18 protein-coding genes are annotated in these 22,742 nt (G+C 50.0%); 1 reads left to right on the top strand and 17 read right to left on the bottom strand.

Going from position 1 to position 22,742, the window contains the following annotated elements; all coding sequences use genetic code 11:
* Positions 1 to 32: 32 nt before the first annotated feature.
* The 17 genes from tssG to ACCI51_RS03645 all read right to left on the bottom strand — a co-directional run bounded on the left by tssG (position 33) and on the right by ACCI51_RS03645 (position 21,667).
* The gene (gene tssG, locus ACCI51_RS03725) at positions 33 to 1,163 is read right to left on the bottom strand and encodes a type VI secretion system baseplate subunit TssG (protein WP_371842642.1); all 1,131 of its coding nucleotides are present in this window, start codon (positions 1,161 to 1,163) and stop codon (positions 33 to 35) included.
* A complete protein-coding gene (gene tssF, locus ACCI51_RS03720; protein WP_371842641.1) occupies positions 1,127 to 2,956 on the bottom strand; it encodes a type VI secretion system baseplate subunit TssF in 1,830 nt (609 codons plus the stop codon). Before tssF ends, tssG begins: the two co-directional genes overlap by 37 nt.
* Complete coding sequence (tssE, locus tag ACCI51_RS03715) at positions 2,956 to 3,429, bottom strand: type VI secretion system baseplate subunit TssE (protein WP_371842640.1); 474 nt, start codon at positions 3,427 to 3,429, stop codon at positions 2,956 to 2,958. Before tssE ends, tssF begins: the two co-directional genes overlap by 1 nt.
* 4 nt (positions 3,430 to 3,433) lie before the next feature.
* The gene (tssC, locus tag ACCI51_RS03710) at positions 3,434 to 4,948 is read right to left on the bottom strand and encodes a type VI secretion system contractile sheath large subunit (RefSeq protein WP_371842639.1); all 1,515 of its coding nucleotides are present in this window, start codon (positions 4,946 to 4,948) and stop codon (positions 3,434 to 3,436) included.
* Positions 4,949 to 5,058: 110 nt separating this feature from the next.
* Complete coding sequence (gene tssC, locus ACCI51_RS03705; RefSeq protein WP_299580771.1) at positions 5,059 to 6,546, bottom strand: type VI secretion system contractile sheath large subunit; 1,488 nt, start codon at positions 6,544 to 6,546, stop codon at positions 5,059 to 5,061.
* Positions 6,543 to 7,064 (bottom strand): type VI secretion system contractile sheath small subunit, encoded by a 522-nt coding sequence (tssB, locus tag ACCI51_RS03700; RefSeq protein WP_299580767.1) that lies wholly within the window; start codon positions 7,062 to 7,064, stop codon positions 6,543 to 6,545. Before tssB ends, tssC (ACCI51_RS03705) begins: the two co-directional genes overlap by 4 nt.
* Before the next feature lie 44 nt (positions 7,065 to 7,108).
* Positions 7,109 to 8,401 (bottom strand): type VI secretion system protein TssA, encoded by a 1,293-nt coding sequence (gene tssA / locus ACCI51_RS03695; protein WP_299580764.1) that lies wholly within the window; start codon positions 8,399 to 8,401, stop codon positions 7,109 to 7,111.
* 187 nt (positions 8,402 to 8,588) lie between these two features.
* Positions 8,589 to 9,371, bottom strand: coding sequence for a hypothetical protein (locus tag ACCI51_RS03690; protein ID WP_371842638.1), 783 nt, complete (start codon positions 9,369 to 9,371; stop codon positions 8,589 to 8,591).
* Between the two features lie 122 nt (positions 9,372 to 9,493).
* Positions 9,494 to 10,246 (bottom strand): SapC family protein, encoded by a 753-nt coding sequence (locus ACCI51_RS03685; RefSeq protein WP_371842637.1) that lies wholly within the window; start codon positions 10,244 to 10,246, stop codon positions 9,494 to 9,496.
* Positions 10,243 to 10,914 carry a type VI secretion system-associated protein TagF gene (gene tagF, locus ACCI51_RS03680; protein ID WP_371842636.1) on the bottom strand — a complete coding sequence of 224 codons (672 nt, stop codon included), beginning with the start codon at positions 10,912 to 10,914 and terminating at the stop codon, positions 10,243 to 10,245. Before tagF ends, ACCI51_RS03685 begins: the two co-directional genes overlap by 4 nt.
* 16 nt (positions 10,915 to 10,930) lie before the next feature.
* Positions 10,931 to 14,470 (bottom strand): type VI secretion system membrane subunit TssM, encoded by a 3,540-nt coding sequence (gene tssM / locus ACCI51_RS03675; protein WP_371842635.1) that lies wholly within the window; start codon positions 14,468 to 14,470, stop codon positions 10,931 to 10,933.
* 53 nt (positions 14,471 to 14,523) lie between these two features.
* Positions 14,524 to 15,390, bottom strand: coding sequence for a type IVB secretion system protein IcmH/DotU (icmH, locus tag ACCI51_RS03670; protein ID WP_299580748.1), 867 nt, complete (start codon positions 15,388 to 15,390; stop codon positions 14,524 to 14,526).
* A gap of 1 nt (position 15,391) precedes the next feature.
* Positions 15,392 to 16,729 (bottom strand): type VI secretion system baseplate subunit TssK, encoded by a 1,338-nt coding sequence (gene tssK / locus ACCI51_RS03665; RefSeq protein WP_299580745.1) that lies wholly within the window; start codon positions 16,727 to 16,729, stop codon positions 15,392 to 15,394.
* Between the two features lie 78 nt (positions 16,730 to 16,807).
* Complete coding sequence (gene tssJ / locus ACCI51_RS03660) at positions 16,808 to 17,419, bottom strand: type VI secretion system lipoprotein TssJ (RefSeq protein WP_299580742.1); 612 nt, start codon at positions 17,417 to 17,419, stop codon at positions 16,808 to 16,810.
* 30 nt (positions 17,420 to 17,449) lie between these two features.
* Positions 17,450 to 19,246, bottom strand: a complete 1,797-nt coding sequence (tagH, locus tag ACCI51_RS03655; RefSeq protein ID WP_371842634.1) for a type VI secretion system-associated FHA domain protein TagH — start codon at positions 19,244 to 19,246, stop codon at positions 17,450 to 17,452.
* 131 nt (positions 19,247 to 19,377) lie between these two features.
* Entirely contained in the window at positions 19,378 to 20,877 is a 1,500-nt protein-coding gene (locus ACCI51_RS03650) for a type VI secretion system contractile sheath domain-containing protein (RefSeq protein WP_371842633.1), read from the bottom strand.
* 70 nt (positions 20,878 to 20,947) lie between these two features.
* A complete protein-coding gene (locus ACCI51_RS03645) occupies positions 20,948 to 21,667 on the bottom strand; it encodes a transposase (RefSeq protein WP_299580733.1) in 720 nt (239 codons plus the stop codon).
* Positions 21,668 to 21,857: 190 nt separating this feature from the next.
* Here ACCI51_RS03645 and ACCI51_RS03640 point away from each other — a divergent pair, with 190 nt between their 5' ends.
* On the top strand, positions 21,858 to 22,721 hold the full coding sequence (locus ACCI51_RS03640) for a Stp1/IreP family PP2C-type Ser/Thr phosphatase (protein ID WP_299580730.1): 864 nt from the start codon (positions 21,858 to 21,860) through the stop codon (positions 22,719 to 22,721).
* Positions 22,722 to 22,742: the final 21 nt, after the last annotated feature.

Below are 22,742 nucleotides of genomic sequence, written 5' to 3'. Positions count from 1 at the left end.
AGGTCCTTTTCGAAACTATTGTTAAATAATATTTATGCTGCTGGTAGTGCTTCATCTGGTGACATATTCTCAGCGCTCAAGGTAATCTGGATAAGATCTGAAGATTCTTGTTCACTGGCCATATGGGTATTCCAGCCCAGAAGAGGCTCATGCTTTGATTTTCGATTTAACTGTACGGGAGAAACCTGCTGTGCAGGAAGAGAAACAGATAACTCAAAGTCCATTTCTATACCAGCACTAAGTTTGATAAAAGCCTTTAAGGATTCTAATTTCTTTGAACCAGGCGCAATGGTCATGAATTGTTCATAGGCCATTGGTTCAATGTCTATACGAAATTTATTCTGGGCCTGGAAACAATGTGTCCCTAGGATTGTATTTGTGCCGAGGCAATTATTCACCCCACTGGGAGCTTCATCACAGGGGAGTCGACAAAGAATGTCTTTTGGTAATTCATCCCATTGCCCCTGAAACTGTTCAACAGAAACTTTTAAGTCGAAAAAGTGGTGAATCATACTGGTCAGGGCTGCCGCCGAACAGCGTCCTTGCCCAAGATATCCAGCCATCCCCAGAAGGGCCTCGTCGGGAATCGGCATCCGATAACGCATTTCACTCGTACCCAAACCCGCTAAAGAAGCAATCGCTTGGGTAAAAATGTCCGGATTTCTTTCATTGCGTAGCCGTTGCCGCTCATAGTTAACTGGCAATTGGTATTTATGCCAAGCCTTATAAAGCAGGGAGGTATGCCGGTGATTAAATATATCTAAGAAATCCCGTAAAGCGGTATTATTCTCTTTAAGCTCTTTTTGTACTAACTCAGTGAGGTAATAAGGCATCACTCCCTGACTTCCAATCAAACCAGTAAACCCAACCTCCATGTGCCACTGGCTAATTTCTCCATCTTGCATTTCAGCACTAGAGCTTGGCTTTTTTTCCAAGCCCAAAACGTCCGAGCCTACAAAAGATAAACCGGACTGGGCAGTAAAGCGAACCATCTCTTTTGCAGGAGGGGCAGCACTGGCGATAGGTTCTTCGCAAAACTCCCCATCAGCCATGGATACAGCCCGCTCGAGTATTCGAACAGACTGATAAAAACCAAAGTGATAGGGCTCTCTGCGCAGTCGCTCTATTACAGTAAAGCTTTTTCGCCGGCGCGAGGTGGCCATCTTTTAAGTTCTCCATCTCTGCCACTCATGGTAGCAATCAATTTGGTAAATGAATTAATTGAGCAATAGAGCCCAAGAAATCGCTCAATAATACTGGCAAATAACAACGGGCTGGTTCCTGTTAGCATCATTGAATCGAGTTCAATTTCTACTTCAGTACCTCTGCAGAGCACAACACTTTGATCTATTTGAATTGGTGCTGTGATAGCCTTGGTATTCAGGCTTAGTAAAGATTCTATTAAGTTTCGAGTACTGGCCGAATCCCTAAAGTCATACAGCCTAAAAATTTCTTTGAGTGCGTCGCAACCCTGGCTTCCAGACAAAGAGAGGTGGTTCAAATTCAGGTGTGAGATCAGCCGCCAGTACCCTCTCTCCCTCCTTGGTGGTCTTAAAGTCGCTGTTGGTGCCACGACACAACTAATCCGATTGGCTGGCACATCACCATCAACTACCTCAAGGTAAGGCTGGGCATTACCACTGGGAAGCTTTTTGGGTAGATTTCTGTTACAGCATGTCAGTTTAATATCTAGCGTTTGATCACTAATTCGATGCGGATTAAAATCGAGATCCACAAGGCTTATATCAACTTCGGAAGCCTGTTCATTGCGATGTTCACCTTCGATTACCTCACGACGGCGACTGAACCAGAAAGCCGATTGTTCAGCATGGTGTTGACTATGTTTAATGCCATAGAATGGACGATACCTGGTCGTTTCGCCATCACCGTCTGTAGCTGCAACTTCATCGATTGAATATATCTCCAAACCATCGTTGCGACGGGCATCCGCAACTATATGATAATCATATTGTGTGTGGGTCAGAGGAATAGGATCGGCACTCTGTTTAAATAAGTTGATGGCTGGTGTACAGCCAAGAGCAAACATATTCGGTGTTAATTGCTTTTCCAGCTCTTCATGGGTCTCGCTGAGATAAAAATATATGTTTAAGCTATCAGAAAAAGTGTCATTTACAGCTTTTTTCAAATTCGCAATATCTAGAAAAAGAAATTTTTCCGGAAACGCAAAATATTCTGTAAGTAATCTATAACCAATAAATGCTGTATCTGGATAGGGGAGTAAACCTTCATCTTCATTCATACCCACTTGCAGGATATCTTCCGGCGATAAAAAGGTGGGTTTCGGGTCGCTTTCTCCATTGGCTATCACCAACTTTACGCATTTCGTCAACAGTAGATCGTAAAGGCTATAAACATGGGTCGCCTGGCCTCGCAGGAAAAAGCGGATTTTTTCCGGATTCATCTCTGAAAAACTAAGATCTGCACTCAAAGTCTTGAGAGACAATTTGAGAACCGCATTTGCACCCTGTACTTCATTGCATCCAGGTGCAATGAATGGGCGTGGCATCAAGCTGGCACTGACCGGCTGAAAGGGGTTAATTTCTACCGGGTAGCAGGTGGTAAATCGACAGGTTTGTCCCTGAAAACTATCACTTTCCAATAAAGTCCTAGCTTCAACTGGCGTGATGGCATCCAAGTCTGAGTCAGGTTCGAATTGCACAATAGCACAAGAGGGAATAGGACGTAGATAATGTGGATATAGGGTTTCCAACATTGCATCCGTCAATTCCGGGAAATCATCACTGAGCTTTTGCTGTACTCGGGCATTCATATAAGCAAAACCCGACAAAAGCCTCCCTACCAGCGGATCATCTACCGTATCGGCATCCAGCTGCAAGCGGGATGCCGCCGCAGGATGCATTCGGGCGAATTCCGCAGAGGTTTGTTGAACAAATGCCAGTTCACGTTCATAGAGATCTATTAATTTTTCGCTCATCACATAATCTCGGATACATCTACCATTTGGGTCACCGGATTTAAAGCTGAATCAAATACAATCACTTCAGATGCCGGATTAATATGAAGTACTGCCTCCACACGAAAGCGTATACTGGGGTCCTCCACATCTAGCTTGTCCTGGGTTGTCACCTTTACAGAGCGTATTCTCGGCTCAAAGTGTAAAATTGTCTTTTCTATGTCTCGGCAAAATTGTTTTCTACTGACTAGCGAAGACAGGTTAACGGTAGACAAATCAGGTAGACCATAATTGATATTGGATTCCTCCAGATGTAGTAAAGTATCTGGTGGAGAAATACAGCGATAACGCGTATTAAACAAATATTCAAGATCACGCCGCACTCCCTCACGCAATTGACGTAGAACCTGATGTGATTGGTTCAGATTCATTTTGCTGGATGACTCCAACAACCTGTCCAAAACTGGAGCCAGCAAGCGCTTCTCTTTTGCCATAAGTTTATGCCCCGCCTACTCCAATCGTTGCCAACGCCGTAGTGAGCTTAAGCTCTGATACAAGATGATCCACCGTATAATGGCTCTTCAAATGAATTACACTTTGGTAGCTACCCACTTTTCCCGGCTCATCGGATACTCGTACTCGCGCCTCACGCAATGGGTAACGAGCTAGCATTTCCCAGGATAAATCATCCCTTCCGGTAGTATAACGATCCAGCCAGTGTTGAAGCTGACGTTCACAATCGGCAGCATTCATATAGGCTCCAACCTTATCCCTGATCATCACTTTGATGTAGTGCGCAAAACGTGATGCGCAAAGAATCTGCTGTAACATCGAACTGATACGGGCGTTTGCTGTGGCCGCTTTAGATGTGTATTGCTTGGCCCTTTGTAGCGAAGGCAGACTGTTAAAAGCACTGTAAGGGGTATCGTAACAGTGACTCAGACAAGCAAATCCCAGCTCCGATAAGTCACGCTCTACAAAGTCTGTCACTAAAATTGAGGTAGACATACGTACCATACTTGGTCGGCTATCAGGCTTATAGGGTATGATCGGTAACTGAGTTACCAATCCGCCACCTAGATGATCCCGAGCGACACCGCGGATATGGGAAAACCAGCCGACCTCACTAAATTCACGTAAAAGTACGGCACCCATTGCAAAACACGCATTACCCCATAAGTAACGCCGGTTATGAGACCCACTGACTTGCTCTTCGAATCTCAGACCTCGATATTGGGAGAAATCCTGATTGTAAGGTTCACGCATTAATACCTGCGGCAAGGTGACTGCCAAAAAGCGACTATCCTCTAAATCCCGTAAACTATTCCAGCGGATATATTCTTTTTGGCGAAACACTTCAGAAAACCGTATAGGTTTCGCCAAATCATCGAAATGATCGACACCAAATAACTGCGGAGTTGCCGCACATACAAAAGGAGCAAATGCAGCAGCTGCGGTATGTGCTATGCCCTGTAATGTAAAAATGTCATCGTACGGGTGTTCGGACAGCGGCCTATGAGAAACATAGTAATCCCCCATTAAAAGACCAAAAGGTTCACCACCAGGCGTACCAAACTCTTCGTTATACACCAAGTGAAAAAGACCTGACTGGTCAAAATCCGGTGCACGCTGGATATCCTTACTTAGATCTTTCCAGCTAACATCGAGCAGCTTTATCTTGATATTTTCTGAATGCGGAGTATCAAACACCAGTAGGGCAAGACCGCGCCAGCTCGCTTCAAGGCGCTGGAATCGAGGATGGTGAAGTATTCGATTCACCTGATCACAGATCAGTTCATCTAGCTCAGCAATAATTCGGTTCAGATATTGTCGAACGGAAAAACTCTCTTTTTTCGGGCATGGACATATTTCTGTCAGCCAGTACTCAAAAGAGAATAATTCATCCGGTTCTCGTAAAAATTGCAGTAGCTCACTTTGATCTCCACCCGCTATTTTTTCCGGCAATATATCCAAATAATCTTCCGTGAATTTATTTTGCGTTGCACAGGGCACCGGAAAACTCCAATAACCATTATTTTCGGAGAAGTTCGATTGATTTTAGGCCCAAGGTCAGGCCTGTCCCAATAAAAGATAGCCCGCCACTGAGGGGCGGGCCTTAGGCTTTATCCGGCAGATGGGATATTGGCTACCATGCGCATGGAAGTAGTCAGCTCTTCCATTTGCAGCCAAGGCTTCAGATAGGCAACAGCACTATAGCAACCAGGTTGACCAGGAATTTCCTTAACTTCTACACGAGCTTCGGAAAGCGGATATTTCGCTTTCATTTCTGGGCTCGCATCCGGGTTAGAGTTGGTGTATTGGGTAATCCATTTATTCAGCCAGCGCTCACAATCGCCCGCCTCCATAAAGGAGCCAACTTTATCCCGCGCCATGACCTTTAGGTAATGAGCAATACGGGAAGTAGCCATCAAGTAAGGCAGGCGCGCAGAAATAGCCGCGTTTGCCGTTGCATCGGGATCATCATATGTTTTTGGCTTCTGCGCACTCTGAGAGCCAAAGAACACTGAGTAATCTGTATTTTTATAATGGCACAGAGGCAGGAATCCCTGGGAGCTCAATTCGGCTTCACGTCGATCGGTAATACCAATCTCGGTTGGGCACTTTTGGTCCATGTCTCCATCATCACTTTTGAACACATGGGAAGGTAGGCCTTCCACTTTACCACCTCCTTCAGCCCCGCGAATTGCGGTACACCAGGAGTTCTCGGAGAACGCCTTGGTCATGGTTGTTCCCATCACATAGGAGGCATTCATCCAACAGTATTGATCGTGCTCAGCTGGACGGGATACGCCAGACTCATCGACTTCAAACTCTTCGAAGTCAAAAGCTTCGATCGGTTTGGTATTGGCACCATAGGGAGTCCGAGCCAGGGTGCGAGGCATAACCAGAGTCACAAATCGTGAGTCTTCGCTATCGCGGAAGCTGCGCCACTTAATATATTCTGCAGATTCAAAAATACCGCCAAGATCGCGGGGCTTTGACAGCTCAGTAAAATCGTCAAAACCAAACATGCCCGAACCGGCTGCGGCAACAAATGGACAGAATCCTGCTGCCGCAACATTAGACATTTTACTCAGAAGTTCGATATCTTCAGGGTGGCTGGTGAATTCAAAATCACCAATCATGCAACCGTAGGGCTCGCCACCTGCAATACCAAATTCTTCTTCATAAATCTTTTTGAAGGTTTGACTTTGGTCGAACTCAACCGCCTTATCCAGATCACGGAACAATTCACGCTTGCTCAAATTGAGCATGCGAATCTTCATGGTTGCTCCGGTTTCGGAATTCATTACCAGGTGATTGAGACCGCGCCAGGAGCCTTCTAGTTTCTGGAATTTTTCATCATGCAAAATTGCGGCCATCTGCCTGGACATCGCCTGATCAATAGCACTAACTGCTTTCTTGATTGTTTGGGTCAGATTGCGATCCCAGGATACCGTGCCTTTTAAAACCTGATCCGTAAGGTTGGCAATAAGATCTTGCGCTTCCTGCGGCTCAGTTTGCTTGGTAGCTGCAATCGCCTGCTCGAGAAGATTAACCGATTGTTCCTCAGTTTCACTTTCCGCAACATTTTCTACTTCTGTGCTCATTCTGAGTCCTCTCCTTTATCCTTGTTCAATCCCAGCTGCTCAGAAATAGCGCCGACATTTTCCGTACTCTTCAGGATATCTTCCAAAACCTTTTCCAGCTCTTCAGAGCGGTCAGCCTTACTAAGCAGGTCACGCAATTTACTGCGCGCTTCCAATAGCTGTTTGAGCGGTTCAACCTGATCGACGATTTTTTCGGGAGAGAAGTCATCCATGTGTTTGAAGTCAAGATCAACACCAATCTTGCTACCATCACCAGACAGCGTATTTTCTACCTGCAGATTCAGCTTTGGATTTACTTTGGTCATTACATCATTGAAATTATCGCGATCAATTTGTACAAACTTGCGATCCTTCAATGCTTTGCGGTTCTCAGTGTTATCACCTGAGTAGTCGCCCATAACACCAGCGACAAAAGGAAGTTCCTTTTTAACTTCCGCTCCATTGGTCTCAACATCATAAGTAATATGCACACGCGGCTTGCGCACGCGCTTTAGTTTATTGTGGATACTCTCAGACATCTCAGGTCTCCTTCCTAGATTTAGGGACTGCTATTCTTAATAAATTACCAGCCTGTGCTGGCTTCTTCGTGTGGTTGGCCCCACTCACTATCTGCTGCGAGTGCGGATTCAGTTGTGGCTGAAGGTGGCTCAGACGCAGCCGGAGCTGATGATGGGGGGTTACTCGTTACTGGAGGTGCAACGTAACGCTGAGTATCCGTACCATCGAGGCGTACCCCCGTAAGCTGAGAATAGAGAGCGCGGGACTGTTCATCCGGCAACAACTCTGTCATTAGTTCAGATACGGTCATACGTCCCCAAGCGATTAGCCTCTCCAAGCCAGGGGCCAGAGGAGTATGGGGTTCGTAAGTACGGAAATATTTCGCGGCCTGCTCAAGTAATTTAAGAGCATCTTCCCGTGAGCTAACCGGCCCCGTAGGTGCTGCAATAGCATTAGCGACGATTGTCGCTGCCACATTGGGAACGGCTTCTTCAGTAGCACTGTCTGTGGGTTCAGCCTCACTTGAAGCGGGAGCTTCACTCTCGGCTAAAGAGTCCAGTTGACTCTTATAAATAAACCTCGTTGTCCGCAATACTTCATCAAGTAATGTGGAAATATTTGTCGAAGGAGGGGCATCGTGACCACAACTTGAGCGCAGTGCATCATTGATATTTTTATAACTGCTAATTGTGGATTCTAATGTTTCAATCAGGTCCTTTGCCCATTCATTGGTAGCGCTGTTAACACATTGATTAACATCCTCCAGGCTATAGCCTAGAGTCTCAATACGGGCGGCCTGTGCATCTTCATCCGCGATGCGGTCAGCGTCCCTGGCCTGCTGATGTTGAAAGAAAGAAAAATCCCCGTAATCCCCTTCCGGGGTGATCGGTGCGCTACGAATCGGCATCATCAGTGTACCGTCACCGCCGTCTCCATTAAGACCTGTCAGCGGTGCCACTTTGGTCTCAATGCCATCTTCATCAGGTAGCGGGTACAAGCCCTCCCAGAATTCACTGACCAGTTGCTCAACCAGCTGGAAGCCATCTCTCAGACCACGAAAGCCGTGAAGTCGGATGAGGGCCTCGGTATACCAGCTCGCTACTTCCAGATCTTTACTCTTTTTGGTCAGAATCTTTTCTGCTGCTTTTGCCACATCGCGCCAGGGCGCCAACAGGTCAGAATCTGCATCATCAAACATGGCCGAGCGTTCTGCAGCCCTCGCACTGTTACGCGCATCTTTGATGGAGTAGTAGTCAGAGGTCGGTGATCGATCCTCTCGAATATCTTCACCGACGGGGCTCTCTGAAGAGACTGGAGCCGTGAGTTCTTCGATATTTATTGTATTTGGGAATGCCATGAATAAAAGTCCCTTCTACCGAATCAATTCCTTCATTAAGAATCCCGAGAAGAGTACACGTTGTAAAGATCTAATCAAGGCAAATGACCCGATGAAACCGCAATACCGCAAAAAATGGGCATAAATCACAAAATTAAACAAATTTATTTGCCTAAAATTTTTATTTTTATGAACACCTAAACACCTATTACACGGCAATTACAGCTGAACCCTTATTTTCTGCGGTATCTTCTTCACTGAGCACGATACGACAAGATCCCACTATTTGAATAAATTCGATTTTTGCCTCTACATAGCTTTGCAAAGCCGTCCAGAGAAACAGTGTATAGAACCTTTCTTCTCCTTGAAAAAAAACGACCATATATTGAACGGATTCATCACCAACATCGGCTCGCATTTCATACAACAAACCTGCTTGCCATTCGCGCCGCAGCGCTTCAGGTCCATTCACAACTCGCCCGCTAGTCACTTTGGACAAACATTGTTGCATCTGAGCATGCGCATAATCGGTCAAAGTAAGACTCGGCGGCAGCTCCGAACGCTCTTGTGCCAGTACAATTAAATAGCGGTTCAAATCGGTATTACCAGCCTGAATTTCAGCATTGGAGTTCAAATAATCACAGAGTGCCCAGCTACGAGGTGCGCACAAAGACAGCCGGGAATCTCTACTGTGGAGCTTGTCCAGAACGACTGGAAATTCGGCGCCACCACTTTCAACTGACTCCCGGGTACAATGTATCAGTTCAGAATCCAAATAGAGACGGGAGTGCCAACCTCCCATCCATAGCATTTGTATAAACCGACACGCCTCTGCTCTATCACCGGTTTTCTTGAGCTGGGAATGGCTACTGGCCATAAGTGCTTTTATTTGGGTAAAGCTAAACCCAAACTCGCTACCCAACGCTGCGATAGCCCTGCGTCGCTCAAAATGCGCTCTGATCTCCCCAGTAAATACCACAATGTACGACATACCCTAAACCTTGCTTCCTGCAGCGATTGATAGGTAGGCGACGCTAAACGTATTTAGTACGCTCAGCCAGCGGGTGCTATTTTCGCCTTAAGAGATCCATCTAATTGATTCTATTTTACCGGCTAGTGAAGCACTCTCGCTTGATATTTTTTGAATAGCTGGCTTAAGTTTCCAGACTGATGCAGAGAAAACATATGGGCATATATAGCGGTTAGATACCCTTTCTCACGCAAACACAAAAAATCGCTGTTGCTCAGTTCACTTATCCGTTCTTTGGTAACGCAGAAAACGCCCGTTAAGTTGTGCTTAGTATTTGCCGGTAGGTCCACAGTCACCACCTGCTCTTGAAACAGGTCCATCTCTGTTAGACAACGAATAAACTCTCGGCTTTGTATTTTCTGCTGGTGGATACCTCGTAACAGATTACTGGCTTCTAGCAAGGTTGGGGTTGCGTCACCACTGTCATTGAAAAGCCGTTGCCCTACACCAGAAAAATCATTCAGAGAGATTGAAGAAGCGTCAATACAGATTATGGGATTTATACCTATAGAATCTTTGTAGTGTAAATAAAAGGGATAGGCTCTCAAGGTTGCCGGAATATAAGCACCCTGCCACTTACCCTCCTGCCAAAATAAATTTTTCCCCGGTGTGATACCCAGCAGTGCGCAACTCTCCAGAGCATCGCCATCTTTCGACTTCAAAAATATGATTGGGCATTCCCCGGCCAAAACAGAGAATTCAGACACATACACCTGACAGACATGGTGTGTTTCACTGCGAGACAGATCACCGGTCAATATGTTATGTCTGCGATGTTTATTTTTGTCCAAAGCCACTATTTGGTTCACACTTGACATCCTTTCGCTATTTTTCACTGTCTTTCTTGACTTGCACCAAGCATGGAGCAATAGAACTCCGGGCCAGGCAGCGATGGACAGAGCACACTGGTTGGGGCCAGGTGTTGCGAACCTTCACAAGACCACATGCTGTAACTGGCAAATTGTTTCCGGCAAACCTGCCCCAACAATCCAGCATAGCGGCTTGTGACACCTGAGCTATCACCACTGGCGATATAAAACTCAGTCTGTAACAGAGTATTTACCTGCTTGCCTAGCCCTACCGGTACACTGTTAAACGCCTCGAATAACTGGTCGGCATGCAACATATTTTGCAGAGCGCTGATCGCTAACTCGGTGAGTTCCCGATACCAGTCCTCTGCCTCAGCCATAAAAGAAACAATGTCCACAGTCGGTGATAAGGGTGAAGCTATTGTCAAAGGGAAATAGCGACCAACACTATCCACACTGGGAACAAGAACTCCTACCCAAGCATTTTCATCAATAACGCCTTTACTGTGTGCAAAGCGCCAGACTGGGCTGGTCAAATAATAATCTAGCCAGCTGTCTCCCATAATTTCACGTGAGCCATGCACCGCACGCTGCAACCACCCATCCCAAATACCGACAAAACTTGCGGGCAACTGGCGCTGAATAAAGTCTCCATGCCCCGGAAGTTTTCCGAAAATACCTATGCTGTTGTGCAAGTCACTCTCTCCCTAACTACAGAGTTTCCGGGCAGCGATAACCACGCAGCAGGCTTCGATCAAACGGGTTGTTTACATTCGAAGCCACCAACCTGAATTGTGCCTTGCGCCCTTCTTCCGAGAAAGTCACCAGACGCTCAGCATTGCTTCGCCCTACTTCTAGTTCTGAACTTGCGAGCAATCGATACCATGCCCAGTCACCTTCAAAGTGCTTACGGTGCACGGTCTCGTTAAGATCCTCAAAAATAATTCTCGCCCGATTACTCTCTCCACCGCGCCAAGTGAGCTTTTTACTGGTCTTGGGGCCATGAGAATAAGGGACCCGCTGATCACCCAACTCCAGCTCAAAAAGACGAACACCAGAATCCAGCTTGGTAGGTTCTATACGGAACGAATAAGAAGCATTTTTCCCGGCTTTAAAGAAGGTCTTACGGATTTTTTCCGCCCTACGTAATTGAGAGAGAGTTTCTCTGGAGAGGCTCATACCCTGGCCTTCAACATACTTAACCCGCCAATTTCTTGTATCGATAAAAGGCTTCAAGTACTCACTTACAAATTTCTGCTCAATACCACCTGGCATGAAGTACTGGTTAAACTCAATAACTGGTACTTCCTGATCTCGATCACTGCGCAGTGGGTATCGATTAGCCAGACTATTGGCGTAGCTGAGGTATACCTGCTCACGCCACACTCGATTGAGGTGGCCCTTGGCCTTAGACATTACCAATGCCCAGGCGCTATCGGCGATACCGGTGAGCCACTGATCGAAAGGTGCCGGCGCATTGGCCGCTTTTACCCTGAGTTGCTTAATTGCATCCCCGCCCCCAGCAAAACGTATCTTGGCCCTGGCGAAGGCAGCCTCATTGGAGTCTGGAGCGCTATCGATCTCAGTGAGGTACTCCTGAATTTTGTTGATGGTCAGGAGATACTCCTGAACTCGCGCCGGCCGGCCTTTTTCACTCTGGGTAATACGCTGTATCTCCTCAAAGCGCACATCGACAATGTTGGGCTTGTAGTGATCCTTCAGCGCCCCTGTCGCACCCTCTAGTGCCGCACCGCCCAACCGGCGTGTTGTACTGGATACCGGCAATGGCACACCCCTGGCATCCACTGGCAGTTCTGGCCGAGGCGTCAAGCGAGTATTATCTGAGGTAATTTCAGTAACCGCTAACAGCGGTGAGTAAATCGGATCGGACAGTGTCGAAAGCACCTCCAGCGCCTGAGAAGTACTTTTAAATCTCTGGATACTGAAACCACCGAGAAAAGATTGCCAGCGCTGCAGGTACTCGCCTAAATAAATGCGTTTTACATCCTCTCCGAGTTTCTCCCGATCGGCTTCGGTGAAGTCCTCGCCACTGAGATCACCGCCATAAATCCAGCGCTCTTCGGCCATATTGGTCATCAGCTGGGAGTCTGCGCCAAAATCCATCTCCTTGTAGCCCGCCTTGGTGTACAGGAAAGGAATGCTGAAACGCGGATCAGTGGCGTTCAAACCAAACACCTGCTGAGTGTCTCCACCAATTTCCTGATATAAATCCACAGAGCTTTGGCCCAAATCGCTATTCTGCAGTTGTGCAAAGAGCCTTTGCGGCACTGGAATACGGCGTAACTGCTGTCGGGCACGGGCGACGACTCGCTCGTTTTGCTGGACATCGGCGGGAATGGGGCGGGCCAGTAATTGACCGAGGTGAAAGCGTAGCTTGTCCTGCTCTTTAGCCTCTCCCGGCAACTGGCGTTCCCAGCGGGCACTGTAATATGCATCGATACTGGCAATATCCAACTTATCCGGATTGAAGAACATCAGATAAGTTTTGAGTGTGCTCACCAGCGCAGGATCATCACTCCCCAAGCGGTTCAGATTACTTTCGATATCCCGCATTAGCGCCGGCAGAAAAACGGTTTCGAGCTTGTGACGATAGAGCGCATCCACCGCCTGGTCGATACGGTTGTCATACAGGCCCAGATTGGAAATCCATGGGTGCTCCTCACGATCGTACACCGAAGTGGCATGACGCAGAGGCTCCAGCATCTTCAGCGCACTGGCAGGCGTGGGTCTCTTGCCTTTGAGTTCCCCCTCCGCCTGCTGATAAGCCGCGAGGCTGTCATTGACTTCGCCCATAGACAGCTTGTTTGACGCAAGGCTGCCGCTCCAGAGGAAAATCGAACCCACAAATGCCACCGCCAATGTTGCGTATACACCCCTGCGCAGCCACTGGTTAGCGCTCTCCACCTTGCGGTTAACCCCAACCAACTCCGCCTCTGGGAATACCACATCCTTAAGCAACCGGTGTAGGAAGAAACTCTTACCCACGCCCTGAAACTTGGGCCCGACACTGCGCTCCAGGCCAAAATCCGCAGTTACCGCTGCCATCATACGGTCTACCGGGCTACCCTCCTGTGTGCCACTGGTAAAGTAAATCCCACGGACCATGGGCACCGTTTCATAGCGATTCGGCTCAAAGGTCTGCTTGATAAAGTCTGATAGGATTTCCGATAGACTCTCCATGCGAGCGGGGAATCCCTGCAACAGGGCACGTTTCTCCACGTTGCGCTCCTGGTGTACCCGCCACAGTACCCGCTGATTCAACCGCTCAATCAACTGGTTAAACTCGGCCCGGAAATTATCCAATGGCGCACCGACCGTTGCATTGGCTTCGCGAGGAAAGCTTACCCCCCAAACCTGTTCGCGTTCGGCTTGAGACAGGTTGTCGAAAAACTCACTGAATCCCGCCACCAAGTCACACTTGGTAAAGGTGAGATAGATAGGAAAGCGGATACCCAACTGCTGCTGGAGTTCGTTCACGCGCTGGCGAATAGTCTTGGCTTGATGCTGGCGCTGCTCATCGGTCTGCACCATCAGGTCCTGTAAGCTAATCGCCACCAGTGCGCCATTTATTGGACGGCGGCGACGGTAACGTTTGAGTAGTCCCAAAAATGCTTGCCAGGCGCTATTGTCGTACACCCGGTGACTATCCTGTGTGGTGTAGCGGCCGGCGGTATCAATCAGCACAGCTTCATTGGTAAACCACCAGTCGCAGTTTCGCGTACCACCAACGCCACCCAGAGCCTCTTTGCCGTGACTCTGTGCCAGGGGAAACTCGAGCCCGGAATTCACCAGGGCCGTGGTTTTTCCGCATCCGGGCGGGCCGATAATGACGTACCAGGGCAGCTGGTATAGGGAAACTTTGCCCTTCTCCGACTTGAAGCGGGCATTGCGTAGAACACCCATAGCCTCGCGGAAACGCCCCGACAGGGCATCGAGCTCTTCGCGGGAGTGCTCTTCATCCGGGTCCTGAGTATCCGCCTGGGACTCCTCAATACCCTTGATTAGCGCCTGGTTTTGGCGCCGCTCCACAAGCCACTGGCTCAGGTTCCACACCAGCCAGATGGCAAAAATAAATACGATGATGGTTATGCGAACGGTATGGGAAAGCGTGGCGTTGTCACTGCCAAACTTAATATAGTTCGCCCCAAACCAAATGAGGGCGGACAGTGCCGCAAGGCCGATAATGCCGAGCACCCACTTGTTGGTGAAAAAATCGCGCAAGCGTTTCATGAATAGCTCCATCTCCCGGGCTCAAGCGGCACCGGATCAATTCAGTCCGAGTGTCACCCATCCCCTTGCGGGGTTTCGCTGTCACTGCCGGATAGTTCCACCACACGATCAGCAACAGGCGTGGTCGTTTCGTAAAGCCACCAGCGATAACCGCTGTATGTAGCCATCAACAATCCCACAGCGACACTCATAATGACCCACAACGGCACGTAGTGAATCAGGCGCGATTTACGCTCTACACAACCCTGCCAGTGCGGCGACAGATCCCGGTCCATCGCCGTTTTATGCTGCTCTATGGTGCGATACAGCTCATCGCGAATCTGCTCTATCTGTTCGTGACCCCGCTGTACCAGACGATATTTTCCCTGGAAACCCAAGCTCAGGCAGAGGTAGAAAAGCTCCAATAATTCGAGGTGGGAAGCCGGGGTTTCCAACATGCGCTGTAAAATAGCGAAGCATTTTTCACCTCCAAATGTCTCCTTGTGGAACAGACTGAGCAGAGAGTGCTGGCTCCAACCACTCGCTGTTCCCCAGGGCGTAGTCAATACCACCTCATCAACCACGGTACACAGCAGATAGCGGGCGGTAAGTACAGTCTCCGGTGCGAGACCCAGCTGTTTGGACTCCCGCTCAAAGGCCTGGATTTCCTTGGTAAGGCGCTTGTGTAGGTCCGGCACATTGGTGTGATTCATGGTTGTGCGCAGCTTGATAACCACCCCCAGTAACTTGGAGGCAGCGGAAACCAGCGGGTTCAAGCTGTTGCGGATCTGCATATCTGCCGAGCTGCCGGGATTGGCAAAAAACTGCGGCTGGGCAGCCGGGCCCGGCTGCGCCGGAGCTGCGGCGCCAGGGGTCGGGATCATTACAGTTCTGTCACCGGCATTCGGAGCCTGTGGAGGGGAGAAGCCGTCATTGCTCATGTCAGTTATTCCTTATGGCCCAAAGCTCCATGGTCAGACCCGGAAATTCCGCTCCGAGATGCACCGCAAAGCCACCAGACCTCTGCATCGCCTGCCACAGCTCACCGCTGCGCTCCAGTTCGAAATAGGTGAAGCCCGCGTGGTAGGGAATTTGTCTGGGTGCCACCGGTAGTGGGCGCAGTGACAACCCCGGCAACTGGGCGGAAATCAACTCGCGAATAGCCTCTACCGGTGCCACCTTGGTCTGGGTAGGGAAACGGCTGCGTAGCAGATCGCCGGGCATATCCGCTTTGGCCGCCATAACAAAACTCGCGGTCTTGAGTAGTGAAGGATCGGAAATTGGCGCTACATAGATACCAAATTTTCTCTGTACCAACTCCATGGCGATTGCAGTTTGCTCTAGAACCGTGGAGAGGGACTGGCGCAGGGCCGAGAATAAACCGGCAAAACTCAGCTGCAGGTTTTCGTGAGCATAATTTGGAATTTCCGGCGGGCGCTTGGTCGACGAGGTAAAGGTCGATAGCTCACCGGCCAATTGCAAGAGCTCCACAAACAGACTGTGCGGGTGCAGGCGCGGTTGCCCCGTAATCTGTTTGAGCAGCGGCTCAAAGCGGTTCAGTACCTGCAGCAACAGATAATCGGCAATTTCGGCAGAGCCACTGCGGCCACTGTCACTCAGGCGGTGCCCCAAAGCCGAGCCGCGGTGATCCAAAAGACCTTTAACTTCTTCGATATAAGCTTTAATTACCGGGGAGGTTTCGGTATTCAGTAGTGGCGGGATATAGTCTGTGTCCAGCTCGACCGGCTTTTCCGGTTGGCGCTCGCGTATCCTGGCAATACCGATAGCCGCGTAACCGCTGAGATCATCGCTCTCCAATTTCAGGCACACACGCAGCTTGCCCACTTGAATACGCGCGGATTCACCCGAAGCCGCAGCACTATTGCGCGCATCAAAGTTTGCGGTCTGGAAGCGCGCCTGGGGGAAGTCTTCCTGATCGCGAATAGACTCCTGGCTGCCTGGACGCTTCATCGGCACACACAAATAAACAATCTCGTCGCGGGCATTTACCGGCACATCCAAAACATCCGGCAGAATCTCATTCTCCGGTGCCAGGATGGGCGTACCATCGGGGAATATTGCCCGCACGCGGGATAGTGAAATCTTGCCCATCGAGAGCGGTTCGCTATCGATCGCCAATTCGAGAACCCCCCAGGTGTAGGGGCCCAGTGAAGCCGTGCGCGCTTCGACCAGTTGCTCGAGATAGCGATCCTGTTGCTGGAAGTGCTGAGGGCGCAAGAACATGCCCTCACTCCAAATCACCTTGTTGTTAGCCGACATAAGTCTTCCTTGTAAAGCCCTAACCGAACGGAATAGGGCTTAATTAAAACGGGGCTGAGCGACAAAATGGGCAGTGCCCTACTTGGACTGTTCGGCTTCCTGAAGGCGTTTTTTCATCAGCTCATAGTCCTCGCTGGAAATCGTTATCGTATCGTCACTTCCCTTGCCTGCATCGTTGCGCGACAGGGGCGAGACAATCCCGCGTCTCCGCTTGGCAATATTATCTGGTGTGCCGATACGAGTATCCGCCAGGGCCACTTGGTAAGTATTTTTCTTGTGGTCAGTAATAGGGAGCACCATCAAAGCATCGGCTTGTTGGTACTGGACAAATTCCGCCAGTAGACCGATGTACTTCACATCCGGACTCAACGGTAGCTCTTCTACACGTTGCTCGCCGGGGGCAAACTCTTTCAGGATAACGGTATCCAGCAGATCCTTACCGAGGCGGGATTCCGCATTTTCATACAAGTTGAGAAAATCCTCTCGCGCAAACTGGCGGTCATCTGCAAGCATAAACACCCGTACCACCACCGGTGAAGCGCGGCCGTCGTCATCGGGGTTGACGTCTTCGCGAATCTCGACCGACAGCTCCACTGTGGTGTCCAGATTCAGGGTGCGCCTGGTGGTCTGACAAGCTGCTAAACTAACCACTAATATTCCCAGCAGGGTGAGTTGTAATAGTTTTCCCATCGACACGAGTCATTCCCTCTTTTCGATCAATTAATTTTTTAGCTGTCTGGCATTCTTCAATTCAGACAGTTGGTTTTCGTATGTCGCCGCAAATTCATCACCAAACAGCTTGCGGTAGCAGGCATCCGGGTCACCCACTAAATCCCGATACATAGCGCTGAAACCTTCCCACTTCTTCGCATTCTTATTGCCGAATACACCGGAAGTGTTGCCCAAGCGCCGCTCGATATTGCCCGGACTGAAATACTGCAACATCGCGCTGTAACCCGCTCGCATTCCCGCCAATACCGCGACCTGATGATCGGATAGATCATCGAAACTATCCTGCACCGCCTCTTTGGGCTGTAAAAAAGCACCGTTACCCGCAAACATCGCCTCCAGCGCATCCCGCTCTGTAGCACTAAATTTCAGCGGGTTATTCGCCTCTGTTTGAATCATGGTGCGCTGTACCCGCAACTCATTTTTGATGCTGCTGCGCGCGCGCAGGAGGTCAATCAGACGCGCAACCGTTTCGCGAACAATTTCCGCGGCCTGCTGATCCGCCAGTTGTTGCTGGGCTGGATTCATAGACAGACCCAGCGTCGACGCCAACACGCTGGATCGCGGAGTAGCCGGTGCCGCGGGAGGTGGCGCTGGCTGGACCGGCACTTCAGGAGCCGGACTCTGTGGGTTACCCGCCTGCTGTAACGAAGAAAAACGCTGCCCCTGAGCGGCAAAACCAGCTGGGCTCGCGACGGGTGCCTGTGCGGTATCGAATCCCGGCGCACCTGCCACTTGCTGCCCCTGAATCGCGGCGAAAGAATCCGCAAAAGGATTATCCTGCGGACCCAGTGGTGCTTGGTTCTGTGGCGCCTGTGGCTGGGCTTGTACCGGAGGCGGCGGTGGTGTCACTGGCGCCTGGGGAGGAGCGTATTGTGACTGTTGGGAGGCAACTTGCGGCTGCGGCGGCACTGGTGCCGCTTGCGGTTGTATCGGTGGCGCCTGGAAAGGTTGCGGCTGGGGGGGCTGTGGCGGTGCAGCCGGTGGTACCTCTACCGGTTGCGCCTGGGCTTGCGGAGCGATATGCACCGCATGACGATCTGCCGGCACATGATCCTGGTCACTGCCATCTTTCCACCACTCATCATCCGACCACTGCCCGGAAGCACCCTGCCCTTGAGGCTCAGAGCCAAAGGAAGCAAAGCCGGGAGTGTCTGTCAGGCCCAAAGACTGGGGTTGTTCAAAAGCGGAAAGGGGATCGAGCGGGCCCGATTCAGCCCCTAGCAAACCTTCTTGGGAGGGAGCATTTGGGCTGCCCGGAGCGATATACCCCCACTCACCGGACTGGGATATATCACTACTGCCGCCCGGCTCAAGCCAGTTATCTAACTGCTTGGCCTCGGCCTGACTCTGCATCTTGGCCATAGCACTGGCGTTGAACGTGGTGCGGTCTGAGGTATCGAGAAAATCGGCACTGTCCAGCCCTTTGGGTAAATCGCTCTCGGCCTGTGGCTGGCGCAACGTCACCTTGAGGCGGTAATCCCCAACATTGATGATATCGCCCTCGTTTAAAGGGATTTTATTCCCTTTTCCCAGTGGGTTGTCTCCATCGTTGTGATAGGTACCGTTGGTACTGGTATCAGTCAGGAAAAACTGATTTCCGCTAAAAGAAATTTGTGCGTGCTGAGATGAGACGACACGTTCGGGATCGGGCAGCACCCAGTTGTTATCCGCAGAGCGGCCCAGACTGCCCCCCTCTTTCGTAAACAGCTTGGTGTGCTTGAGCATATTGGCTCCCGCGGGGTCGGCCAATACTGAGAGAATTAGATCCATGTCTTCCTGACTCACACAGTTGATGTACTTCGCACCCCCTCCTGGACTAGAGCCACACAGAAGTAGGCGAATTGATCGGGGCAAATTTGCCGGTCACATAATAAATTCAAATCCGGCTCAGGAGTTTCCGCAGCCGGGGAACACTTTTAGCCCCAAGGGCCTTTTAAGGCACTGCCAGCGAGAGACCTCAGGCTCGGCAAGACAATCTGGTCCCGTCCCTGAACAGAGCGCATAGTGCTCAACCCTGCCTGAGTAAATTCTGCAGCTGCACGGTCGGTAAGCAGTGCTTCCGCGCAGGGGGTGATCCACTGCCCCTGGGGCAGCTTGCGCAGGTGCAGTGGCAGGCTTTCATAGGTTGCTGAAGCGGGCACCTGGAGTTTGCCAGTGGAGGAAAAGCCCTGACAGATTGCCAGGGTGAGCAGGTAGGCGCTATTGCCCCACTGATAATATTGATGTCCCTGTTCTGGGGTCAGCTCTTCAAAGTTGAAATGCTCTGTGGTTGAGGTCTCACGCCCAAACGGCAGACGCAGCATAAACCGGGGGGCGGCCAGGGCCACGTATTCACTTGCGGAATAATCCCGCACTGCCTGCCAGCTTTCTGCAAAGCGTTCACTCAAGGGGTAGCACCAGTCATCCGGATCGACTGAACCCGCCAGGTTAGGGCAACCGGCCAGCTTAGTATCGCCGCCCAGAAGCAGCGCGCTACCAGCCGCCTCTGAGATTGTGGAGAGGTCGATCAGCAGGTGCAGATCGCGCTCCTCGTCGGTGATGTAAAAATCACCCAGTACGAGGTTGTAAGGGCGATTGCCCGCAGCGGTCTCACGCTCCACCAGCAACTTGAATACCTGCGATTTTTCCAGGTCGCTCTCAGCACTGGCGAAGTCAGCAAGCAGCTCTTCTTTGCTGACGTCTATCAGGTGTAACTCTAGGTTTGGGTGCTCATCAAGGCGCCTCATCAGAAAATGCAGGCTGAGCCAACTCGCCTCGAGTTGGCGAAAGTCACTGTGATGCATCACTTTGCGCATGGTCTCTGAAGTGGCCTCAGCCAGCGCATTTAAATACTCATCCTGACGCGGGTCTGTGCTCTTTTGCACGTAGGGCGCGACAATGTCTCTGATCAACTTATCCACCTGAAACGCGCTGCCGCTATCCCTGGCTTGGCGGGCACGACCCGCTGCGAGGATTTCATCGAGTACGGACTGCTCAGCTGAATAGCCTACAGTCTCACTCGGGGCTTCACGCAGCTCGGGCTTCCATTGACGAAGTTCTTCCGCGGCCTGCTGGAATTGTGTGGGGTCGCACAGGCGCTGTCCCAGTTCAATAAAATGATTGAAAAGGGGGAGGCGGCTGTAAAGGTAGTCCGGGTGTAAATCATCGAAATAAGGCAGCCGCAGAAGCTCATCCATCACTGGCAATTGCAGACTCACCCCCAAATCGCTAAACACCCCTTCGAAGGTATCGCGATTCAGTAAGTACACCCTGCGCTGGGCAATGGTCTCCGGTTCGCACTGACGGCGGCTGGAGCGCCCACTGAAATCACCCAGAATCGCGACTTTCAGGTTATCGCTGCCAAGATCCATTATTTCTCCCACATTATCCTTGTCACCGTGGATCTGAAATCCCGCGGTTATCGTCGCTTTATTCACAGTCAATTATCCACAGGTAAAAGAGATACGCAGCACAGCGACATCTCATGTATTTATCATGCTTATTTATCTAATTGGTTTCCACCAATTGTTTTTCGATTTTATTTGATTTTCTTGGGCGCCCTCTCTTAAGTGGGCGGACCCTCTGATTGGCAATTTGCTCAATTTTATCCTTGAAGGCATCGCCCCCCAGCACATGACCCAGTTTGATGGTCTCGGCAATATAATCGAGTAAACGGCTATCAAAGCTGTAGCGGAAAAGCTTTCGATAGGCCTGGGCACGCTGCTCGGCATTCTCACCCAGATCTACATATAAACGGTGGTCTTTGATTAAGTTGTCATGCTGATCATTTACATGATGATTAAAACTTGACCAGCGATAATTCCCTAGAGAATCGGCAAGCCCCAAATACAACGGGCGCAGCTCCACATAGCGATAGCAGGTCAACAAATAGGCATCGGAGTCAATCAAGCTCGACTTGTAACGCCCGCGCCAAATCGTACCAGAGCGCTTGTAACGGTGATTAACAAACTGTACGTAACGCCTACCCAATGATTGCATCATCGAAGGTATGCCATCTGGAACCCTCGGAGTGGCGATAATCTGGATCATATTGGGCAGCAAGACGTAAGCATGTACATCCACACGATATTGATCAGCGGCGTTTCGCAAACTAATCAAATAATATTGATAATCTTCCTCATCAAAGAAACAGGGCAAATTATTGTGACCAACCTGCACAATATGTTGGGGGATATCTATTAGATTGAGCCTGGGCAAACGAGGCATTTTGCCTGCAAATCCTTTTTTATAAGGCGCGATGCCTTTCTAGTGATGGATAAAGGTTTTATTATCGCAAACCAAGGAAAAAAATTTCAAACTTAGTCTACTGCCAAGTTAACATGAACGCTGGTTAGTGGTTGTAATAATGTTACGCTGCATTTTGTTGCTATTTAAATAAAGGGGAGTTGCACCAGACATGGATCAGATAAGTCTGGCGGTCAACGGACGCACTGACATCGGTCAAGTGCGCGAGGAAAACGAGGATAGTATCCGCTGGCATGCCAGTGCTGAAAAACCCTTCGCCTATATCGTAATTGCGGATGGTATGGGAGGGTACACCGGTGGTGCTACAGCCAGTAAAATAGCGGCAGAAACCGTTCAAACTCACCTCGACGCCCTTTTAAAACACACCTTTCTCTCTTGCACCCCAGAACAGCAACAACTGATTTTACGCGCGACCCTGATCGACGCTATCAACAGTGCCAATAACGCTCTCCTGAACACCAAAAATACCAATCCCCAATTTTCTAAAATGGGGACAACGATTGTTGCCGCAGTTATGTGGCACGACTTCCTGATCGTGGCGCATATTGGCGATTCACGTGCTTATCTATGGAATAACTTCGGCTTACAGCGCCTTACGCGAGATCACAGCGTTGTTCAGGAAATGATAGACAGCGGTCAAATTACCGAGGAGCAGGCTCAACACTCCAGTGTGAGAAACCATATAACACGCGCATTAGGTGTCTCCAATACCGTAGAAGCAGAAATTAACAGTTGGAAATTAACAGAAAACGCCCTCTTGTTACTCTGCAGTGATGGCCTCACCGAATACTTGGATGATCACGCAATCGAGCGTGTACTTGCCACCCATCGCCCCGCATTGGAGTGCGTCTACCGTTTTATCGACGATGCCAACAGAATGGGAGGGCGAGACAATATCAGTGCGGGTATTCTCGAGTACTCCTCTCAGCACGCAGCGCAAATACTCACTCAAGAGCAAAGCGCAACGCAAAGACCCCATTCACCCGATGTAACTATCCGAAAAGCGCAACGCTAAACCCGTTTGCCGGAAGCTGAA

It is taken from the genome of Microbulbifer echini (assembly GCF_041447225.1).
Taxonomy (GTDB): domain Bacteria; phylum Pseudomonadota; class Gammaproteobacteria; order Pseudomonadales; family Cellvibrionaceae; genus Microbulbifer; species Microbulbifer echini.
This window is presented reverse-complemented; position numbering and strand designations above follow the sequence as displayed.